At 49.3% G+C, this 19,831-nt stretch carries 12 protein-coding genes; all 12 read right to left on the bottom strand.

Annotation, left to right across the window (positions count from 1 at the left end):
- Positions 1 to 13 precede the first annotated feature (13 nt).
- The 12 genes from LG288_RS02980 to LG288_RS02925 all read right to left on the bottom strand — a co-directional run bounded on the left by LG288_RS02980 (position 14) and on the right by LG288_RS02925 (position 19,820).
- Positions 14 to 2,263, bottom strand: coding sequence for a TonB-dependent receptor (locus LG288_RS02980; protein ID WP_404403013.1), 2,250 nt, complete (start codon positions 2,261 to 2,263; stop codon positions 14 to 16).
- Between the two features lie 305 nt (positions 2,264 to 2,568).
- Entirely contained in the window at positions 2,569 to 3,276 is a 708-nt protein-coding gene (locus LG288_RS02975; protein WP_404401888.1) for a DUF1499 domain-containing protein, read from the bottom strand.
- 71 nt (positions 3,277 to 3,347) lie between these two features.
- Positions 3,348 to 3,926, bottom strand: coding sequence for a FlgO family outer membrane protein (locus LG288_RS02970; protein WP_404401886.1), 579 nt, complete (start codon positions 3,924 to 3,926; stop codon positions 3,348 to 3,350).
- A gap of 12 nt (positions 3,927 to 3,938) precedes the next feature.
- Positions 3,939 to 4,508, bottom strand: coding sequence for a FlgO family outer membrane protein (locus LG288_RS02965; protein WP_404401884.1), 570 nt, complete (start codon positions 4,506 to 4,508; stop codon positions 3,939 to 3,941).
- Positions 4,509 to 4,579: 71 nt separating this feature from the next.
- Positions 4,580 to 5,074, bottom strand: a complete 495-nt coding sequence (locus LG288_RS02960; RefSeq protein ID WP_404401882.1) for a hypothetical protein — start codon at positions 5,072 to 5,074, stop codon at positions 4,580 to 4,582.
- 26 nt (positions 5,075 to 5,100) lie between these two features.
- Positions 5,101 to 5,712 carry a DUF6445 family protein gene (locus LG288_RS02955; protein WP_404401880.1) on the bottom strand — a complete coding sequence of 204 codons (612 nt, stop codon included), beginning with the start codon at positions 5,710 to 5,712 and terminating at the stop codon, positions 5,101 to 5,103.
- A 76-nt stretch (positions 5,713 to 5,788) separates the two neighbouring features.
- A complete protein-coding gene (locus LG288_RS02950) occupies positions 5,789 to 8,857 on the bottom strand; it encodes a TonB-dependent receptor domain-containing protein (protein WP_404401878.1) in 3,069 nt (1,022 codons plus the stop codon).
- A 158-nt stretch (positions 8,858 to 9,015) separates the two neighbouring features.
- Positions 9,016 to 9,930 (bottom strand): class I SAM-dependent methyltransferase, encoded by a 915-nt coding sequence (locus tag LG288_RS02945; protein WP_404401876.1) that lies wholly within the window; start codon positions 9,928 to 9,930, stop codon positions 9,016 to 9,018.
- A gap of 99 nt (positions 9,931 to 10,029) precedes the next feature.
- A complete protein-coding gene (locus LG288_RS02940) occupies positions 10,030 to 12,771 on the bottom strand; it encodes a TonB-dependent receptor domain-containing protein (RefSeq protein ID WP_404401874.1) in 2,742 nt (913 codons plus the stop codon).
- 248 nt (positions 12,772 to 13,019) lie between these two features.
- Positions 13,020 to 15,872: a TonB-dependent receptor domain-containing protein gene (locus LG288_RS02935; RefSeq protein ID WP_404401872.1), complete on the bottom strand. Its 2,853-nt coding sequence runs from the start codon at positions 15,870 to 15,872 to the stop codon at positions 13,020 to 13,022.
- A gap of 199 nt (positions 15,873 to 16,071) precedes the next feature.
- Positions 16,072 to 19,044 carry a TonB-dependent receptor domain-containing protein gene (locus tag LG288_RS02930; protein ID WP_404401870.1) on the bottom strand — a complete coding sequence of 991 codons (2,973 nt, stop codon included), beginning with the start codon at positions 19,042 to 19,044 and terminating at the stop codon, positions 16,072 to 16,074.
- Between the two features lie 119 nt (positions 19,045 to 19,163).
- The gene (locus LG288_RS02925) at positions 19,164 to 19,820 is read right to left on the bottom strand and encodes an exonuclease domain-containing protein (protein WP_404401868.1); all 657 of its coding nucleotides are present in this window, start codon (positions 19,818 to 19,820) and stop codon (positions 19,164 to 19,166) included.
- Between the last annotated feature and the right edge of the window lie 11 nt (positions 19,821 to 19,831).

Here is a 19,831-nt window from a genome sequence, read left to right as displayed (position 1 = left end):
AAGTTTTTAATCCTTAAAATTCGTAGCGCAGGCTCAGCTGCGCATGCCGTGGCAACGACGGAAATGCCAATGTCGCGCCAAAGTAGCCGCCCTCAAAGACCGGTGACCAGTTATCCTGATCGGTGGCGTTGAACACATCGGCACGCACGGTTAATTGCTCGCTAAAGCGGTACCGGGCGTTCAGGTTCAGGGTATGCTGGTCACGAATATACACCGTTTGCAGATAATCCAGCGGAAAATGCTTGGTGTAACTGAGATCGCCGCCAACAGACCAGTGCTCGGTCAGCTGCCAGCCACCAACCAGTGATGCCTGCACTTCGGGTACCCCCTGCAACTGTTGAGTTGAAGCCGGAAACAAAGTGAAATTTGGTGAGCCAACACCAGTGCCGTCAATAATCCCGGGCCGGGAGTCATCAAAGACATCGGCAACTTTACGGGTGCCCTGGGCGGCGGCCGAATTATCCCAGTAGGCATCAAGATAACTTGCGGCAGCAGTTAACCAGTAGCCTGCCGGGGCGGCATAATGCCATTGCGCTTCAAAACCCTCGGTGCGGATACCACTGTTAGAACCATCGCGGTTACGCAAACTGCGACGCTGGTCAAACAGCGCCGCATCAGCGTACCAGCGGGCATCCGCAGGCACGTATTTTACTCCTACTTCGTACAGCTCGTTTTCTGTTGCAAAGTTTTGCGCATCAATCTGCCCGATGCCATTAAGTACTGTCCCGCCGGCCATCGAATTAGAGGTGGAATCGCTCTGATATGCGGTCGCGTAAAGCGTCAAATCGGATGTCCAGGCGTATTGTGTCGACAGGCTCACTGCCGTTAACCAGTCACCATAACTGTCCGACTGCGCCACCACGCCCGCCGGCGGCAAAGCGTCTTTAGCATCAACATCGTAATAATCAGCGCGTACCCCGCCGGTCACGCTCCAGTCAGCGGTTAGGTTTTGCTCATGCTGAGCAAACACACCCCATTGCCGGGTGGTGGAGTCGGTGGTGTCCGACAGATTAAAGTCGCCGGCCCCATCACCGTTTAAATCATACTGAGCGCCGGGCGATACCCAAAGCCCCGGCCGCAGTTCCACCAGTCGCGCCTTTTGCGCATCGTTAAGGGGGATACGACGGTTAGTTAGCGGCCCGGTTAAGTCAATGGGGTTATCGGCCTCGGTGGTAAACTGACTGTAGCCCAATACGTCATTAATACGCAGGTTTACACCCAGCACCGTTTGCTCAGCAATATGCAGCTCGGTGCGGTTTTCGAAGGTATGAGCAGCATCGATGATTTCAACAAAGCTGTTTTGATTAATGCCTTCCCGGCTCAGATACTGATAAGAGGTGCGGTTAACCAGCACGGTTTCATCGCTCAGCCAGTGCTGTAACTTGGCATGTAAAAGGGTCGTTTCGGCAGTGTTGGTATCCAGCGGATCCGTTAGCGTGGTACTGCGATCGATACGAACCTCGCCGGTCGGGCTAACTACCGCTCCCGCGCCGGGTATGGTAGAGCCATTCGGCTGCACGCCCTGGCCGGTAATGTAAAGATTATTGTCAATTAGGTTCTGAGTGGGCCGGTTAATGCCGGCATTGTCGGTCCATTCAACATCGTAATACTCCAGCGACACATCCAGCCGGGTGTCCTGATTCGGCTGCCAGTGGTAAGCCACCAGTAAATCGTCGCTGCGGTGCTGATGATAGTCATAAAAGCTGTCTTCATCGACCATCTCGGCACTGATCCGCAGCGCCTGTCGATCCGTTTCGATAACCGCATTATGATCCAGTTGCAGCCGGTACTGACTCCACTGGCCCCACTCTGCACTGAGTACAGACGAGGTTTGCCGGGTCTTTGCGGTTTTAGGCTGTAAGTTAACAAAGCCGCCAACCCACTGAGTTGTGCCGAGCATGACCGGCGGCGCGCCCTTAACCACCGCAATACTCTCGATGGCGTTAAAAGATAGCGGGATACCCAGACCATTATTACCGGCCTGGCGGCGCATGCCGGCTTCAAATAACTCACCCAGCTGCCCCCGCATGCTGGGCAACGAGGGGTTGCCAAAACCGGCCGCAGCGTAGCTGTTAGGCGCAAAACGGGCAATATCGTGCAGATCGTCTATTGCCGCTTCGCGCATCAGACTCTGGTTGATCACCGTTGCCGCCCGGGGAATATCTTTTAAGCTGTCAGCCAGCCCGAATAACCCGTCGGTTTGTTTTTCCGAGGGCATTACCGGTACTTCACTGTCACGACCCATGACTTCAATAATTTCCATCGGCTCCTGGGCCAGTGCAACCAGGGGCGTCAGCGCTAACACGGCTAATCTTTTCACGCATTCAGTCCTTTCTTTTTCAGTAGGGCTAACCTTAGTTTGTAGCTGTATAGGGTACCATTAAATGCAGCATAACGATCATTGCCACAGCAGCCTATTAGCGCAACAAAAACTGAGCAGAACGGAAAAAACCAAAAGATACCACGAAAAAGCAGTGCAGAGATTAGCTGTGAGGAGGGACGAAGCTTAACCGTCAGGATGCACGCCAACGTGGTAGCGCGCATCCTGATACAGGACTTACTTAATTATTAAAGCTGAGCAAGGAAAGCGCGGATACGCTCGGCATTTTTACCGACATCGCTGCGGCCAACGCGAGATTTACTGCGGATATCCAGATGGGTTTCACCCTCAACTTCCTGCACCCGAATGACCACGTCATCTTTAAAGCCAAACCAGGTGGTGGTAGCGGTGGCTTCGATGCGACCTTCATCTTCGTTCGATTCAACGATTTCCCATCCCATTGCATTAGCAACCTGCAATGCTTTAGCGAACACCGCGTTAGCGTCTTCGTTGGTGGTGTAGGTTTCTAAATCCGGATAAGCCTCCAGCTGCTGCTGTGCGGTATCAGAACCGGGATATTCTAACGGGTTGGGTGCGTCTTTACGCAGCGGGGCAATGGCCACAAACTTGGGCGGATCGGTGACATCAGTTGTAATATCATGAATTGGCGGCACCGACTGCGCCGTCTGATAAAAGCTGTAAGGCAGATAAAAGGCAACAGCCGCTGCCACAATCGACAACACGCTTAAGCCTGCCACAGCGCCCCGCGGGCGGCGGACGACGTACAAAATGATATTCAGTAAGAATGCTGCAATCGCAATGTAAGCTGCCCAGCGCAATACAGAAAAGGCAACGCCGAGTGATAACGAACCACTTTCATACAAAGGCCCGGAAGCAGCCACAGCAAGTAAAGCAATAAATCCAAGAAGAATAACCAGCGATTGAATCGTTTTCATAGCCTACCCGTTTGTTAAGTTTTATTGTTTGTTTTTAGCAGTATAGCTACGCAATTCAGTATTTGCGAGATCTAAGGTGCCTTTTGAATTAAGGCCTGACCGTGGCGTTCCTGCAGTTGCCGTACCACCAGCTCAGGAATAAAACTTTGCGCTACGCTAACCACCGCTTTACTCTGGATATTAACCAGCCGCGCGCTGACCATCAGACCACGACGGTGATTGGCTAAAGTGCCGACAACCACATGGGTGATGGGCAATATTTCCTGTATTTCCAGATAATCGCGCGTTAAGGCAAAATCGCCGTCAGCCGTTACCCGAATAAAATCAGTTGTTTTAAAATCCATCAGCTGCAGCCCGCTGCGGTGCAGTTCGGTCATTAGCTGCTGTGACAGCGTCTGCGCAAAGGGGGTACTCTGATTATAATCCGAGGTCACGCCCACTAAAGTCGTTACCCCAACCACCATGCTGTCGCTATCAGCGCCTGCTGAGTCGGTCAGCTGTTGGGCGATATCGGCCACATAGGCTGAACTGCCCGGCTGCACAAGCGCCGGTTTATCCCGGCGCAGCTGGCTGCTTTGATCGGGCTTAGGCAAAACGGTACAGCCACTTACAACAAGGGCTGCCGCCACAAATAAAGGGGTATATTTCATCTTAATGACCTTTTAATAGTTACGCTGCAACTTACCGTCGACTATTTCGCTGCGTCGGTTGGTCCAGTACAAATGTTTTGGCACCCAGCTGTTAGCCGATGCCAACACTTTTTGAGAGCTGCGCTCAAGCACCCGCAGGTTGACGATAACCCCCTGATCTTCTTGCGCCATTGTGCCAACCAGCACCCAGTCCAGCAACGGCTGAGCATCCAGATGCTCAACCTCTCGAGTCAGTAAGGTCGCACCATCAGAAGCCAGGCTGACATGGTCCTGAGCGCGATAATCAATTAAACGGACATTGCGTTTCTGCAGGTATTTATACAGACTTTCGCTAAGCTGATGGCTGAGACTGGCCACCGAATCCTGCGGATGAGGCAATTGCAGGGTGTCGGCCATTACCCAGCGGGTCAGCCCCAGGTGTGAGTAACCGTCATCGACATGGTGTCGCTGCATTTGCTTAACCAACTGCTCTGCCAGCTGGTCAGCGACCCGCTGATAGTCATTCATAGGCTGGGCCAGAACACTGCTACTAATGGATAAAATAGCCCATAAGGTGATAACTAATGCGACGGTTCGCAACATAACAACCGCTCCGGTAAATTGCTGTTACCTAAGCTATCGGCGGTTTGCTAAAAAAATTTAGGGGTTCTGCACTACCTTAATCTTTCCACCTTAGTCCGCGTGTTATTGCCATCCTTACCAAGAAAGAATGAGCCTAAGGCACCTCTTTCAATATAAATTTTGTCACCTTTTCTGAGTCGTAACCGGCTGCTGTCTTTTTTTGCCCAGACTTGACCATTATCCAGCTGGTAAACAGGATCCCTTAGTCGTTTTTCGGTAACCCGGGTAATGGTTGCATAAATTTTATCCAATACTTGCTCTTTTTGCTTACCCTCATTACCAAATGACTTTTCTTTATCCACCACCGGCTGCCGAGCCTGGATTTGATCAACACGGGTTCGGTCCTCGATACCGGCAACGACTTTATCAAAACAGGCCAGTCGCAACTGTTCGTCGGCTTTGCCCGCACAGGTTTTTAAATTATCCACCAGTTCATTGGCCAGGCTTTCATTGCTAAAGGTCATGCCTAAAAAAGCCGTCGCTAACAGCACTGCAGGTGGGGTCAGTCTTTTTTGTTGTGTACTCATAATAATTAATCCAACTATGGCGTAAGCTAGTTAACTGATCGGTTGTAAAACAACGGATAAATTAGTCGTCCATTCTTAATGTCTGATCCGAAACCGAGTCCGGCATTATGAAAAAGCCAGGGGCGGAATAATATCAGCCGGTTATATTTCATCGGGATATGCGTCTGTAGCGTCCATTTATCCTCATCTAGCCCGTCTTTTAACAAATAGTCATGCCAAAACGAGTCAAAAGATTTAATACCCATGGCATTTAAGTCGTTTTGGTTTAATGGTGCGCGATCAGAATTAAGTACTTTATGACGATAAAAGTCGGTCCCGCCATAACAATCTTCATCTTTGCTGAGATAGAGGATCCCGGACCAGTCACATTTATCAATGTGAACACCGCCTTTACCTTTATCACCTTCTAACGCAACCCTGAATTTCCCATGGCTGTTGCCCGGTGACGGCGTTAACTTTTCCCCGACTAAGTTTGATATGACCTGGTCAATGCCTTTGACATAAACTGGCTGTTTAGAATTACGCCCGGGGAAATAAGTACCCTGATCAGCGGACTCGTAATCCTCGTGCAGCGCTCTGCGCCGCAGGTCATCAACAAAGTCCAGAAATTCATCAATAACAATAATTGTCTGATACATGACGTTTCAATTTACCGCTTTGAGTAATAAAAAAAGCCGGGCCTTAATGCCCGGCTGTTATCAACTCACCTTAACATTAGAATTGGTAGGTCAATCCTAAGTTATAAGTACGGCCATAAGTGAAGCGGCCGATAGAGATTTCAACAGGTGATGGTTCCCAGTCGAATGCGTTAACCAAATTCGCTCTGACTTTTAAGCCATCCATAATTTGATAGGTTGCACCGATATCGAAAGTCGTCCGTGAGGTGACTTCGGTATAGGGATTACCGTTTTGGTCAATATACTGCAATGGCTCGGTCTGATCGATATCGCGCTCGGTCCGGCCAGTGTGATTGACATCAACGAAGGTGTATAAATCACCCAATGCATAACCAACCTGCAGGTTAGCCGTCAGATCCGGATCATTGAACTGACCGGTATCATCGGTAAAGTCGAAACCTGTATTGGAGATTTCATTTTTACGTTGGTTGAATACCCGCAATGTCCAGCTCAGGCTACCCGAATCAGGACTGAAAAAGTCACCCACTAGTGGGTAGTCTTTTAAGTCATTTCTGTAGTTAAATGCGTACTCGACCCCTTCGAAATTCCGAATGGCAGCGTTAACAAAGCCTGACTGGAACGCATTAACACCAGGAAACTGTCCGCTGGGCAGACGGTTAAACTGGTTACAGAATGTATTCGGAAAGTCGCTGGCATCGTAACAAGCATTCAAAATATCGGTTAACGTAAAGCTGACAATCGCATCTTCGATATCGATTTTTATGTAATCAACCGAGATATCAAAGCCTTCGCCCCAGCTTGGAGTGTAAACGATACCCACGTTGGTGCTTTCAGCTTTTTCGTTCTCCAGGCTTTCGTTACCCCCGGTGAAGCCACGGCGTGATGCATTCTGGATTTCTGAGGCAAAATCTTCAGGAATACCATCCGCAGCACAGTTTGCCTGACGTATCTCCGGGTTTGGTCCACTGGCTAAGTTTCTGGCATCACAGGGATCCGTCGCAAAGCTTGTGGTTTCAACAACGGGCAGGAAAAGTTCGGTGACCGCTGGTGCGCGTGCGGTTTCAGCAATATTACCGCGTACCATTAAGTCATCAAAAACACGCCAGTTAATACCAACGGCCCAGACGTCGTCCTCACCGGCTAAATCGTTATCGATACGACGATAAGAAGCATCCAGAGTCAAACTTTGAAACAGCGGAATGTCCATACGTTCAGACAAGACCGGCGCAACCAGCTCGACATAGATATCGTCAGTGGTGTAACCACCTGAGGTTGCATTAGGAGCAAAACCGGTCAGCTCAGCAGAACCGTCAGGACGAAACTCAGCTGATTCGGTACGCCGCTCATAGCCAGTAGCAAAACTCAACATACCTGCAGGTAAATCGTAAAGATCGCCGCTTAAGTAAGCTGAAAAAATCGACTGGTCAAGGCGTGACTGACCCTGATCATTATACAGAACGTATTCACGCGCCGCGTCCGAGATGGTTCCGAACGGGTTTAACGGTGCACAAGTACCCTTGGAACCAAGGATGTTTTCAGTACTGGTTACGCCCTGACCACTTGGGACAAAGCCACCTTCATAGTCATCAACGTAATTGTAACGGCAGTCAATTTCTCCGGTCTCGGGATTAATACCAACGTCCATTGCAGCCAACCATTTGGCATCATCAATTGCACGATCCTGAGAGTAAATAGTCGACATACCTTTCTGATAACCGACAGACCAGTCAAACACGGTGTCCATAGCATTGAATGAACCATTAAAGTCAATATCAAAGCTGTTTACGGAAGATTCGTTAATGACTTCGCGCTGGCCTAAGTTCAACCAGCCTTTTTGCAGATAGAAACTTGTCGGGCCACCGGCCAGTCCTTCAATGGTTTGACGGGCATCGTTGGTCAAATACGGGTTATCGGTATTAAAACGCAGCGCACTTCCGGTCCCGGTGAAAATACCGGAGCTGTATGCCTGAGCCTGATAACCCTGGTTTGCCGCATCCGACCGGTTAGCAAACACGGTTAAATCAACATTCACGTAGTCGTTGATTTCGTAGTTACCCAGTACCGTAATGTTGTATCGCTCAAAGCCTTCACGGGCTGTATTCGCTTCAGCCAGGTTTAAACCGTCGCCGCCTGATGCCCAGACCACGTTACCGGTTGGGTTTCCGGGGTCATAAGGAACAATAGTACCTGAACCATCCGGGTTAAACTGGATAAATTGATTACCCCAGGCACCCAGTCCGAGGTTGGTCACCGCAGTTGGTCCCGGCGTAATCAGACCTGAGTTAGACAAAATACCGGCACGGGGATTAGGCACCAGCCGAACCTGGTTAGAAGGCACTACGCCGTCCGGCCCGGCGACACCCTGACCGGCTGCCGGTGCAAACGAACTCCAGTCATTGGCAAGGCTGGGTACGCGTGATGCTGGAATATTATCGGTTTCGTTGTACTCCACCGCAACAACCAGGTTACCACGGTCGTTATTAAAATTGCCCCCTAATAAGCCACGAAATGACTGATCACTGGTGATACCGTCAACATAGCCGTAATCAAACGAAACTTCTGCGCCCTCGTAATCTTTTTTCAGCACGTAGTTAACAACACCGGCGACAGCATCAGCACCATAGACCGGCGCGCCACCAACTTTCATTACTTCGATACGTTCGATTAATGCAACGGGGATATTATTTACATCAACCTGTGCACCGGGTGCGCTTCCGCCGCCAACAGGCGAGTTACTGGAAATAAAGCGGCTGCCGTTAATCAAAGTCAAAGTACGTTGAGAACCCAGTCCGTACAAACTGATGGTGTTTTGTCCCAGACCTTGAGTAGAGGCTGCATTGTTACCACCGATATTCGGGGTAGTACCAGCACCGGTGCCGGGTAAATCCAGTACCGCCGTTATTGCGTTAGTTATACCACGATCGTTTAGGTAACTTTCATCGACAAAATCAACCAGCTGTGTCGGCTCAATATCAACCCTTTTGATCCGCGATCCAGTAACTTGAATACGCTCTACATCTGATTCCGCTTCGTTGTTTTCCTGCTCTTGGTCCTGCGCACTTGCAGCTCCTACAAACAACGCGGAGCTCACTCCTGCAAACAGTATTGCCCGAATAGAGCGTGCTAATAATGACTGTTCAGTCATGTTCCAGTCTCCTCGAATATTTTTTTGTTATCACGGTTGTCTAATTATTATTTTTCGACAGCCGATATTCTTTTCAGGCGACTTTACACAGCCACCTGATAGAGAAGAACACCACATTTTAAATAAATTTACAACAATTTTGTAACAGCAGGTTACATTTACTTAACAGCTTGCAGGCACAACCCAACAACTCCTGTTTCCGGAAACTGAACCTGCTGCACACTGACTTTCTTAAAGCCGGCGGCCTCGACTTGTTGTTGCAGCTGCTGCTGGTCGCCGACCTGCTCTACGGCTTTTACCAAAGTACTCAGACGCGCGCGGTGGTCAGTCAGATTACCCAGGTAATCGGTGAATACCTTCTCGGCCTCCTGCTGCTTGCCTTGCTCTGCAGCACTTAAGATGTGCTTAACGGCGGGCACGAAGTTAGTGCGCTGAAAAGTCGGGTCGTTGCGGTGTTTATTAGCAAACTGATTGAGTTTTTGCTGCGCCTGCTGAGCACTCTTTGGTAACGCCTGTCCGTTAGCGCTTAGCAACGCCTTATACAGCGGTTCAACGGCCTTGTTCATTTGCTTAATTGTCGAGGGTAACAGTTCGTAAACCTTGCGGCTGGACTGCACAATCACCGAATCTTCTGAGTGCATCAGAGCCACCAGCGCCCCGCCCCGTTTAAGGTTTTTATGCAGGTGAGCCAAACCCTGTTCTAAATCACCGTATTCAAGCCCGAAGTTTGACACCAACGTGCCAAACTTTTTATTACCTGACAGGGTGAAGGTTTCATAGGGGGTTTCGCCGTGCAGCGTCAGCTCACTATTGGTTGGGTTAATCTGCGCCGCGTCGATACCGATAACGGTAAAGTCTTTACCCTTTTCGGCGGCGTATTCGGCCAGCCACTGAGGCACAATGCCGTTACCGGTTCCGATATCAAGGATAGGCTGCTTGGGCTCAAGTTCATCCATCCGCTCAAACCAAAATTTACGCATCTGGTAATTCTGCAGGGTCGAACTTTTATCTAAAAATGAAGCAAACGCGCCTTTTTGCCAAAACACGGACCATGGATTTTGTTTGTTTGACATAATACGACTTCCTTACGCCAGTTTATTGTTGTTGATCATAAATTATACCCATAAAAAAACCCGGCCGAAGCCGGGTTTTTACCCTTTAATCGTTATCGATTAAAACTTGACTCCAACACGAGCATACCAGTATTGGCCTGCTGTGTCATAAGAAGAGTTCAGGGTATTCATGTCGTTATTGTTTGTTACGTACGGCGGTTTTTTATCAAACAAGTTACGGGCACCTAAGGTAAAGGTGGTCGTTTCGTTGATAAAGTAGTTAGCCTGTACATCGTGGTAGATGTAGCTGCCAACTTCGCTTGATACGTCATCTTCAGAGTAGTTAATGTCAGTGACACCGTCCTGGAAGCGGGCAATCCAGCTCCAGTCCCAGTCACCGATTTGGTAACCCATGGTCACGTTAGTACGGATTTCAGAGAATGCCGCAACACGACCACCGAAGTTGGTATCAGCACCAAACTTGCCAGCCAGTTCCAGCGTTTCTGCGCCTTCCTGAGCCAGGTAGTTGTACTCGTCAAGGAAAGTGCCGTCAACGCGCAGGTTGAACATGCCATCGCCCAGGTCGGTTGCCCAGCTGACATCATAATCCAGACCTGAGGTATTAAAGGTCGAGATGTTTGCGGTACCGGCCAAAACGCCTGCCATATAGCCTTGTGAATCACGGAACTGTGAACCTGAATAAGCCGGACGACCGACCGCTTCAGGGCCGAGGATCAGATCACATGACTGCGCCGAGAAGTTTTCGCTGTTATAACATTCTGAAATAATGTTGGAGGTGCTTGGCGCGCCCAGACCATCTTCAATTTCGATGTCATAGTAGTCTACGGCAACACTGAAGTTTTCAATAAACTCAGGCTGATAGACGATACCCAGAGTAAAGCTTTCAGAGGTTTCCGGATCCAGATCCGGGTTGCCGCCAACCAGGGTTGAAGACTGATTGTTGGCCAGGCTGAAGTCTCCCGGCAGGCCTTCAGCTGCGCAGTTGTTTTTTACTGTCTGGCTTTGGCTACCGTTAGCGTAGTTAATGCAGGGGTCGGTATAGCTGATGTTGGACTCAACTTGTGGCGAGTACAAATCACCGATACCCGGCGCACGGAAACCTTCAGCAAAAGTAGCGCGTACCAGGGTTCCGTCAAACGGCACATATTCTAAACCGAATTTAGTGGTTGTGCGTGCTGACAAGAAGTCGTAATCAGAACGGCGAACCGCGGCTGATAAATCAAGGCGCTCAATACCCGGCATGCCAACAATCAGCGGCGCGTTGATTTCAAGATACGCTTCCTGTACGTCGTAAGAGCCTTCAGTAGGTTCAGCGGCTACGCTGTAGATCTGTCCCAGAATAGCACCGCCGTCCGGCTGGTTCTGGTACTCTTCCCAACGTTTTTCAACACCAACGGCCCATGAAATAGGCCCTGCTGATAAGCCAAACGAACCGGTATCGCCGGTTAAGTTAGCCATCAACTGCTTAGTGGTTGCGCGATCAACTGGCGAGTTTGGAATGGTCGCGTAGTCCTGGAATTCCTGAGTAAAAGTACCTTCCTGGAAGGGGTTCCACAAGCCCGGACATTCTTCGTCGGCCTGGCACAATTCAGGATCCAGCAGGTTACCGATACGCTCTGGGTTAGAACGACCATATTCAACACGGGAATCAACGTAACGTGCGTAGTTGTAGGACACATCCCACGACCAGCCGTTATCCAGATAACCTTCTAGACCCACCACCATACGATAGTCGGAAAAATCCTGAGTAAAGGCACGGCCACCGGTTTCTGCCAGACGACGGTAGATATACAGATCTTCACCAATTGGATTGTCTGGATGGTCGCCGGCTACCGTCGGACCCCAGAACGTACCTTCAGCAGCCATTAACTGGTCTGACTGGCGGTTAGTGAAGCCACCTTCCATAAAGGCACTCAAGTCACGGGTCAGTTCATAGTTAGCTGACGCATTAATCGAGAACAGATCCTGCGGTGTAACCATGTAGCTGGCAGGAGCAAAGTTGTAGGCGTCTTCTTGTCCAACAAACGGGCGGATTTCGCCAGTGTTTGGATCGACCACAAAGCTGGTTCCGGCGTTACCTGAATTATATTGTGAGGTCGGATCGGCAGCAGACCAGTTACCGTAAGGAATAGTTGATGAACCGCCGCGAACAATTTCGCCACCGGATTCACTCAGCGGGTACTCGGAAAAGTCGCGATCGCCCTGAGAAATCGGATTACGGTTTTGGTATTCAAGCGCTAAGGTGACATTACCTTTGTCGCTGGTTGCGCCAACCACACCTGAAACTTTAGTTGTTTCACCGTCGCCTTCGCTGGTTAAGTCATACTGAGCTGAAAACTCAGCACCTTCAAAATCTTTTTTGGTGATAAAGTTAATTACGCCGGCAATGGCATCCGAACCATAAATGGTCGATGCGCCGTCACGCAAAACTTCAACGCGCTCAATATATGCCATTGGAATTGAGTTCAAATCGCCTGAGGCATAACGGCGGCCGTTAATCAGGATCAAGGTACGTGAAGCACCTAAACCACGCAAGTTAGCTGATGCATAACCGACTGAACCATTGTTTGTGTCTGAGCCGTTGTAGCCACCGTTCATCGAAGGGATGTTATGGATAAACTTTTCCATGGTGGTAAAGCCCGAGTTTTCGATAGCTTCAGCATCAAAAACAGTAATTGGGCTGGCGGTTTCGGTATCTGTACGCTTAATGCGCGAACCGGTAACCTGAATACGTTCTACATCGTCAGCGCCGCTTTGTTGCGCTGCAACCAGTGCCGGAAAACCTAACGTGGTAGCAACTGCTGCTGCCGTCAGGCTCTTACGGAAGGTACTGCTGTTCATAAGAAACTCCCTGGTACTTCGTTTTTGTTGGTTTTGCTCAAATCAAGCGCAACCGTTTTACTCGCTGGGCGATTTGAATTCAACAAAATAGAGAGAATAAATGAACTGTTTGACCACTATTTGGTCATTATGAATACTCTTTAGTCATATGTTTAATTATCGGATAACCAATGTTATTTAAACGTAAAAAAGCGGCCCGAGGGCCGCTTTTTGCTTTCTTATTACGCTAATTGTAGCACGTTTGTCGCTTAGAAGCGGAACGTTACGCTACCGAACAAGTAACGACCTAAGGCATCTTCATAGCCAGTCATGGTGTTACCGTTTAAGCTCAGTACGCCGCCAACCAGTTGTGGTTCTTTGTCTAACGCGTTGTTCATACCCAACAGTACAGATACGTTATCTGTAACGTCGAAGCTTGCGTTAAGATCCAGGTAGCTGGTTGAACCTAAGCCGTCACCCAATACAACGTCAGTATCTCCGTCATATTCGGTGCTGCCCAGGTAACGCCATTTAGCACCTACAGACCACCAGTCACCGGTGCTGTAAGTAAAGTTCATAGAATGACGCCAGTCTGGCTGCGGGAAGCAGTTTGAGTTGATTTTGCCGGCACAGTCGTAAGTGGTACCTTCAAGACCAGGAACAGTCGTTACTTCCTTAGTCATGTAGTAAGTACCAGTCAGGCTGACTGCCAGTTGACCGCCACCCACTTCAGTATTGAAGTTGAAGTTAGCATCGATACCAGTATTGTTTGACTCAGCTAAGTTAACGTTAGTTGCAGTAACAAAGCCTTCTGTACCACGCCACAAGTCGCCTGAAGGGCTACGAGTAATGGCATTACAGTACTGTGCCTCACCAGTTTCAGCACACTGACGCAGAATCAGTTCAGCCGAGATAGTACCGATACGGTCTTCCATCTCGATGTTCCAGTAGTCAACCGAGAAGTTGAAGTTATCAGTCGGGTTACCAACGATACCAAAGGTCATGGTATCTGCCAGCTCAGGATCCAGGTTAGTGTTACCACCGAAGATGCCGTTGTACTGGCCAGCCGGGTTAGCTGATACATTGCCGTACTGATCGGCGCTCATGCCAGTGAGTGCACACTGTTCAGGGCTGTATTCAGGGTTAGAGCCGGCACATGGATCAGTACCTGTCCACAAGCCAAGGCCTTGCTCAGCAAACAGCTCTGCAACGTTTGGTGCACGAACTGCACGGTTATAAGTACCACGGATTTTGTAGTCGTCGTTTACCTGCCAGTCAACACCTACTTTGTAAGCCGGCTCGCCGCCAGAGGTGTTGTAGTCAGAGTAACGATAGCCTAAATCAACGGTCAGGTTATTTGCCCAGCTGGCGTCTTCAACAACCGGCAGGTTAATTTCGGTGAATACTTCACGTACGTTATAACCACCGATTAAGCTGTTAGTCGGTCCGCCCTGTCCTGCTAATGCACCTAATTGATAAACTTCATCAGCGGCACGTTCGAAGTCAACTTCGCGGTTTTCAACACCAAATACCGCAGCGATGTTGTAATCAGACGATGGCAGGCTGTAATCAGTTTCGCCCGTTACGAAAGCGTTAACAATACGCTGCTTAGTGATACCAGTCAGGATTGCAGTACCGCCCAAAGCTTGTGCCGCTTCTTCTGTTACGCCCTGATATTGGAATACGTCGTAAGGGATACAACCTTCACCACACTCTTCCGCACCTGCTGCGCCCAGTACCTGAGGCATACGAGGAACATAAAAGTCATTCTGGTAAACAGAAGACGACTGAGTCGAACCGTACTGGAACGATACGTCGTATTCCCACATAGAGCTCAGCTCACCGGTTGCACCGGCAACGATACGGTAAGAGTTATGCTCTAAGTTATTAATCCGTGGGCCGCCTTCGATGTTACGCTTACCGATGTAGGCCATAACTTGGTCAGTGCCTGCGCCGAACTGGTCGTTAAACTGTTGACGCTGCTGGTCACTGAACACATCACTGTCGACATCAAACACAAAGTTTTGATAGAAGATACCAGATTGTGCAATCTGACCGGCTGTACGGTCATGCATGTAGCTGGTTTCTAAGTAAGGACGGAAATTATCGTTCGCTTCATAGTTTACAAATGAACCGAAAGTATAACGGTCATTTGGACGCATGAAGTGGTTGATTGGTGCATAGTTATAAAGGTTATCGCTGAACGGTTCGAAAGTACCGTTTTCAGTCAGTGACCAGAATACTTCTTCGTCAAAGTCTGGTGCGCCGTTTGCGTAAGGCGAGATAAAGAAGTTAGGTACTGGTGCAGTTGATGAACCACCACAGGCGGTACCTGCGCTGTTCAGAGCACATGAAGAGTGATCGCGCTCACCTTGCAACAGCTCATCGTTGGTACGGTAAGTTGCATAGAACGTGGCACTACCTTTACCGCCAGCAAACATGCTGCCGCCGGACACATCAACGGTATAAGTTTTACCGTCAATTCCTGAGCCGTCAGTTGGATACTCAAAGCCAGCTTCGTCCATCAGGTTTTGCATGTAATCATTGCTGTTGTCGTGTTGATAACCTGAAGTACCTAAAGAAACTTCGAAGCCTTCAATGTCTTTTTTCATGACAAAGTTAACAACACCGGCTACAGCGTCAGAACCGTAGGTTGAAGAACCGCCACCGGTTAATACTTCAACACGCTCGATCAATGCCGTTGGAATTTGGTTAACGTCAGCTGCTTGTGAGTAAACACCGCCTGGCTGTAAACGACGACCGTTTACCAGTACCAGGGTACGGTTTGCACCCAGACCACGAAGGTCAAGGTTGGCCACACCAGAAGCACCGTTTGCAACAAACGAGTTTTGTGCTGCGGTTTCAAGTTGTGGCAAGGTTGCCATCAGGTCTTCCACACGAGTGTAACCTGAAGCCCGAACTTCTTCTGAAGAAACCATCTCGACGGGAGATGCAGTTTCCATGTCAGTACGCTTAATACGCGAACCTGTTACCTGGATACGCTCAACATCTTGGTCTTGCATGCCTTCGTCTTGATCCTGGGCTATAGCTGTCGCTGGCAGGCTCATTGCCCCAGCGATAGTTGCCGCAAGTAAACTTTTGCGAAATGTTGTGTTATTCATGAGTTAAAACTCCCCGGAACATTTATTGTTATTACCCACAATTGGTTGTGGATAGGTAAGAAAGTAGCAAGAAGTTATTTTGTTGTAAACACCTTGTAACCCACATGTGGTTGTTTTGTTGCTTTTTTGTGGTTTTATTTTGTTTTTTGTAAAAAAAAGCCGCCTCAAGGGCGGCTTTTGCAGTTTTATGACGGTTTTTTTAGAATTTAACCGACGCACTGAACATTAAGTAACGTGGCGTTTGATACGAGGTTGGCAACATGAAACGCTCGTTGGCAACACCCGGAGCACCATCTTCAGCAAACTCGTTAACACGAGCAACAGACTGCGCATTCAGAATGTTGAAAACGTCGACACGGAACTCAGTTTCATAGTTTTGAATCTGAGCTGTGTATGTGGCGTTAACATCAAGACGCGCCTGCCATGGTGTACGACCATAGGTTCCACGCGGGAAGAACGCGTACTCGGAGCTCGCCTGGTCGTTACAGTTTTCCTTACAAACGTAGAAGGTGTCACCGTAAGGAGGAACACCGTTCGGGTGGCCGATACCAAAGGCATTGGTCGGACGGCCCGATTCCAGCCGGAAGTTAGCGCCTAAACGCAGGTTTTCCGTCAGTTCGTAAGCACCATAAGCTTTAAACATGTGACGACGGTCGTTCGGTAAGTCACCGTAAGCGCCATCCATCAGCTCCGGAAAGTCGAAGTCCTGAGTAATACCGGCATCGTCCTGAGCGATATCCGATTTAACCAGACCTTCGGTGTTACCGTAGCTGTGTGCCCAGGTGTAAGATGCGTTAAACGACCAGCCTTCTGCCCAGGCTCTGGCTAAGGTCACTTCAACCGCATTGTACGAACGCTCGGCTTCAGGGTAACCTACTTCACCCAGGTTAAAGGTGATCATTTCATCGACCTGGTTAGCACAGTCGGTGCGCGCCAGCATGGTCACGTCTTCGCCAGGGTTACCCAGCACATAGCCGTTACCAATGTGGCAGCCATAGGTGTCGTCCAGGTAAGAAGAAATTTCCATGTCATCGATGGCGCCGTTTAACTGCCGACGGATACCACGGATACCCCAGCTCCAGTTTTCTGCAAAGGCAGCTTCATAGCCCAGAATAACCTCGTCCTGATACATCGGATCGATGTCCTGATCGACAATCGCACGGGTGTCCGGAATGGTTCCATCGGCGTTAACTACTTCACCAAAGGCAGGTCCCAGATCCAGAATCAACGAATCCTGACCTTCGATTTGGCCTACACTGGCGTCGTTCAGAGCATAGTAAGTACGCACATCGTACTCATTGCCTGACAAACGGACGTTGGTGTTATTAGCAACGGGCAGGAAGTAACGACCGACGTTAGCAAACAGTTTAGACTGGCCGTCGCCGTTGATATCCCAGGACAGACCTAAACGTGGTGCCCACATATTATCAATTTTAACAAAGGTTTCGCCGTTAGCGTTCTTGTTGTCAAAGGTATCGTTACGCAGACCGATAGTGGCGGTCAGATCTTCGGTGATGCTCCACTGATCTTCGATGTAAAATGCGCTGCCGATGGTTTCAAAATCACCGCTGACCCGGTACTCGCGCTCCATCACGTATTCGTTAACACCTTCTGGTACGGTATTACCGCCCGCTAACTGCTGTCCCGGCTCGCCGGTTTCTACAAAGTAGTATGACTGTTCAGGACCTGAATAAGAGGTGCTTGAGGTTGACGTGTTTTCTTCACGGTCATAACCAAAGCGCAGCATGTGGTCGCCTAAGTACCACTCAAAGTCGACACGGAAGGCTTTACGCGTATCTTCACCGGTCTCGCCAAAGTAAGTGGACACGTCCGCACAGCCCGCTTCAATACCATTAGGGGGTGTTACATTGGTACGGTAATCACGGATCAGCGAACAATAAGCAAACTCATCCGAGTTCGAGCTCAGATCATACTGGTTCTCGCCGTACATTACCGTCATGGTAAAGTCGTCGGTCAGGTAACCGGTATAGGTGGCTGAGTAGTTTGTACCGCCGCTTTCAGAGTAAGAAACGCCTGGAGGGCCTGACACTTCGCCGGTTTGTGGCGTAAAGCCGTAACTCAGCGTATCGGTGGTGCTGCTGTCAGAGAAAGCCAACAATTCCAGCAAGTGGTTATTGTTGATCTGCCAGTCAATTTTAGTACCCCAGAAGGCGTCGTCAGTTGAATCATCAAAGAACGTCTGCGCTTCAGTACCCACGTATTCGCGCTCTATGTTACGCGGATTGTACAGGGCATAAATAAACAAAGTGTCTTTAATGATCGGGCCTGAGGCGTAAATATTACCTTCGTACTCGTCACGGGCATCCGCTGCGTTGTAAATATAGTATTCATTGGTCGCAGCAGCATTGGCGTAACGCACATCCGGAGACTCTTCAGCAAAGCTGTCCGGGGTGTAATATAAGTTGGCACCAAATTCCCACTCATTAGTACCGCTTTTGACGACAGTGTTGATAACACCACCGGTCGAACGGCCGAATTCAGCAGAATAACCGCCGGTTTTTACTTCAAATTCTTTGTAAAATTCAAAGGGTACTTCAGAGAAGCCGGTACCGGTGCGGAAGTTGGTCACGTTCAGACCATTAATGTAAACCGCGTTTTCGGCAACTGATGAACCACCAAAAGAGGCCAGGTTACCAAAACGGCTGTCGCCTGCCGTGGTGCTGGGCGCCAGCAAAGCCACGTTGGTTGCGTTACGGGGTACCGGAATACGGTCAATCTGGGCTTCGCCGATATTCAGCGAGGTGCCGGAGCTGCGGGTATCGACCATCGAAATGGCTGCGCCGGAAACATCAATGGTTTCGATGCCGGTAGCTAGTGGCACGTTCAGCTCACGTGAGCCGCCGGCACTGATGGTAAATTCTTGTGATTGGTTTGGCTCGAAACCACTGGCATTAGCAATGATGACGTAACGGCCGGTCGGCAATGCCGGAAAGCGATAGTCGCCCTCGCTGTCTACCTGAACGGTACGGGTGTAGCCGGTTTCAACATTGCGGATTGTAACATTAGCATTATCGACTGCAGCATCGCTGGTGGTCATCACCGAGCCACTGACTGTCCCTGTGGTGCTTTGCGCAACCGCAGTTGCCGACAATCCCATCGCTGCCGCTACCGCAGCAGCAGTCAACGTACGTTTAAAAAACGTTGAATTCATAAAATAAAGCTCCCTGAATATTATTTTTTTGCGTCTGAACCGTGTTGTCGGTCCATAACGGCCAACGAAAATAACAATCCAGCTCAGGGATGTAAACTTATTGTTCAAAAAACTTTAATTTAGATCACAAAACCACATTTTTTCAACAATTGTAATGTTTTTATATCCTGATCTTTATTTTTAAAGGCCTGCGCTAAAAACAGTTCCGCACATGCAAGGGTGTCGGTAAAAGCATGATGAGAATGGTATTCTGGTAAATTATACCTTTTACGACAAGCACTTAGTGTCAATTGACCCTTTGCCGGCGGATTTTGTGAATCAGTAAAATTTGTATTCTTTTCAAAGGCTAAGGTGTCAAAAATCCCCAACGGCTTAAATTTTACACAATACTGTTTTTCGATGTGCTTTAAAAAGCGCCAGTCCATGCCTTTATGGTGGCAAACCAGCACCGCATCGGTTAACGCCCGTGACAGCATGGCAAAGGTCTGGCGCGGCTCTGAACTGTGAATAAAATCGTGTTCGGTTAAGCCATGAATGGTCGGGCTTTGCCCCAGATCCAAATCCTGACCATGAGAGAACACATGATATTGAGCGCTACCGGTGTGCATAACCGGGGGGGTAATCGACATCCAGGCAATCGACAGCACCTGGTGCTTATTCGGATCCAGCCCGGTGGTTTCGATATCCAGCGCAACATAGCGCTGTTCGGTCCAGCGCTTTTGCAGCTGCAGGCGGCGCTGATACCATTCCGCCAGCTGTGCTAACCATGTCGCCATAATGCCCCCTG

This window comes from Idiomarina seosinensis, assembly GCF_044797955.1.
GTDB classification, from domain to species: Bacteria; Pseudomonadota; Gammaproteobacteria; order Enterobacterales; family Alteromonadaceae; genus Idiomarina; species Idiomarina seosinensis_A.
This window is presented reverse-complemented; position numbering and strand designations above follow the sequence as displayed.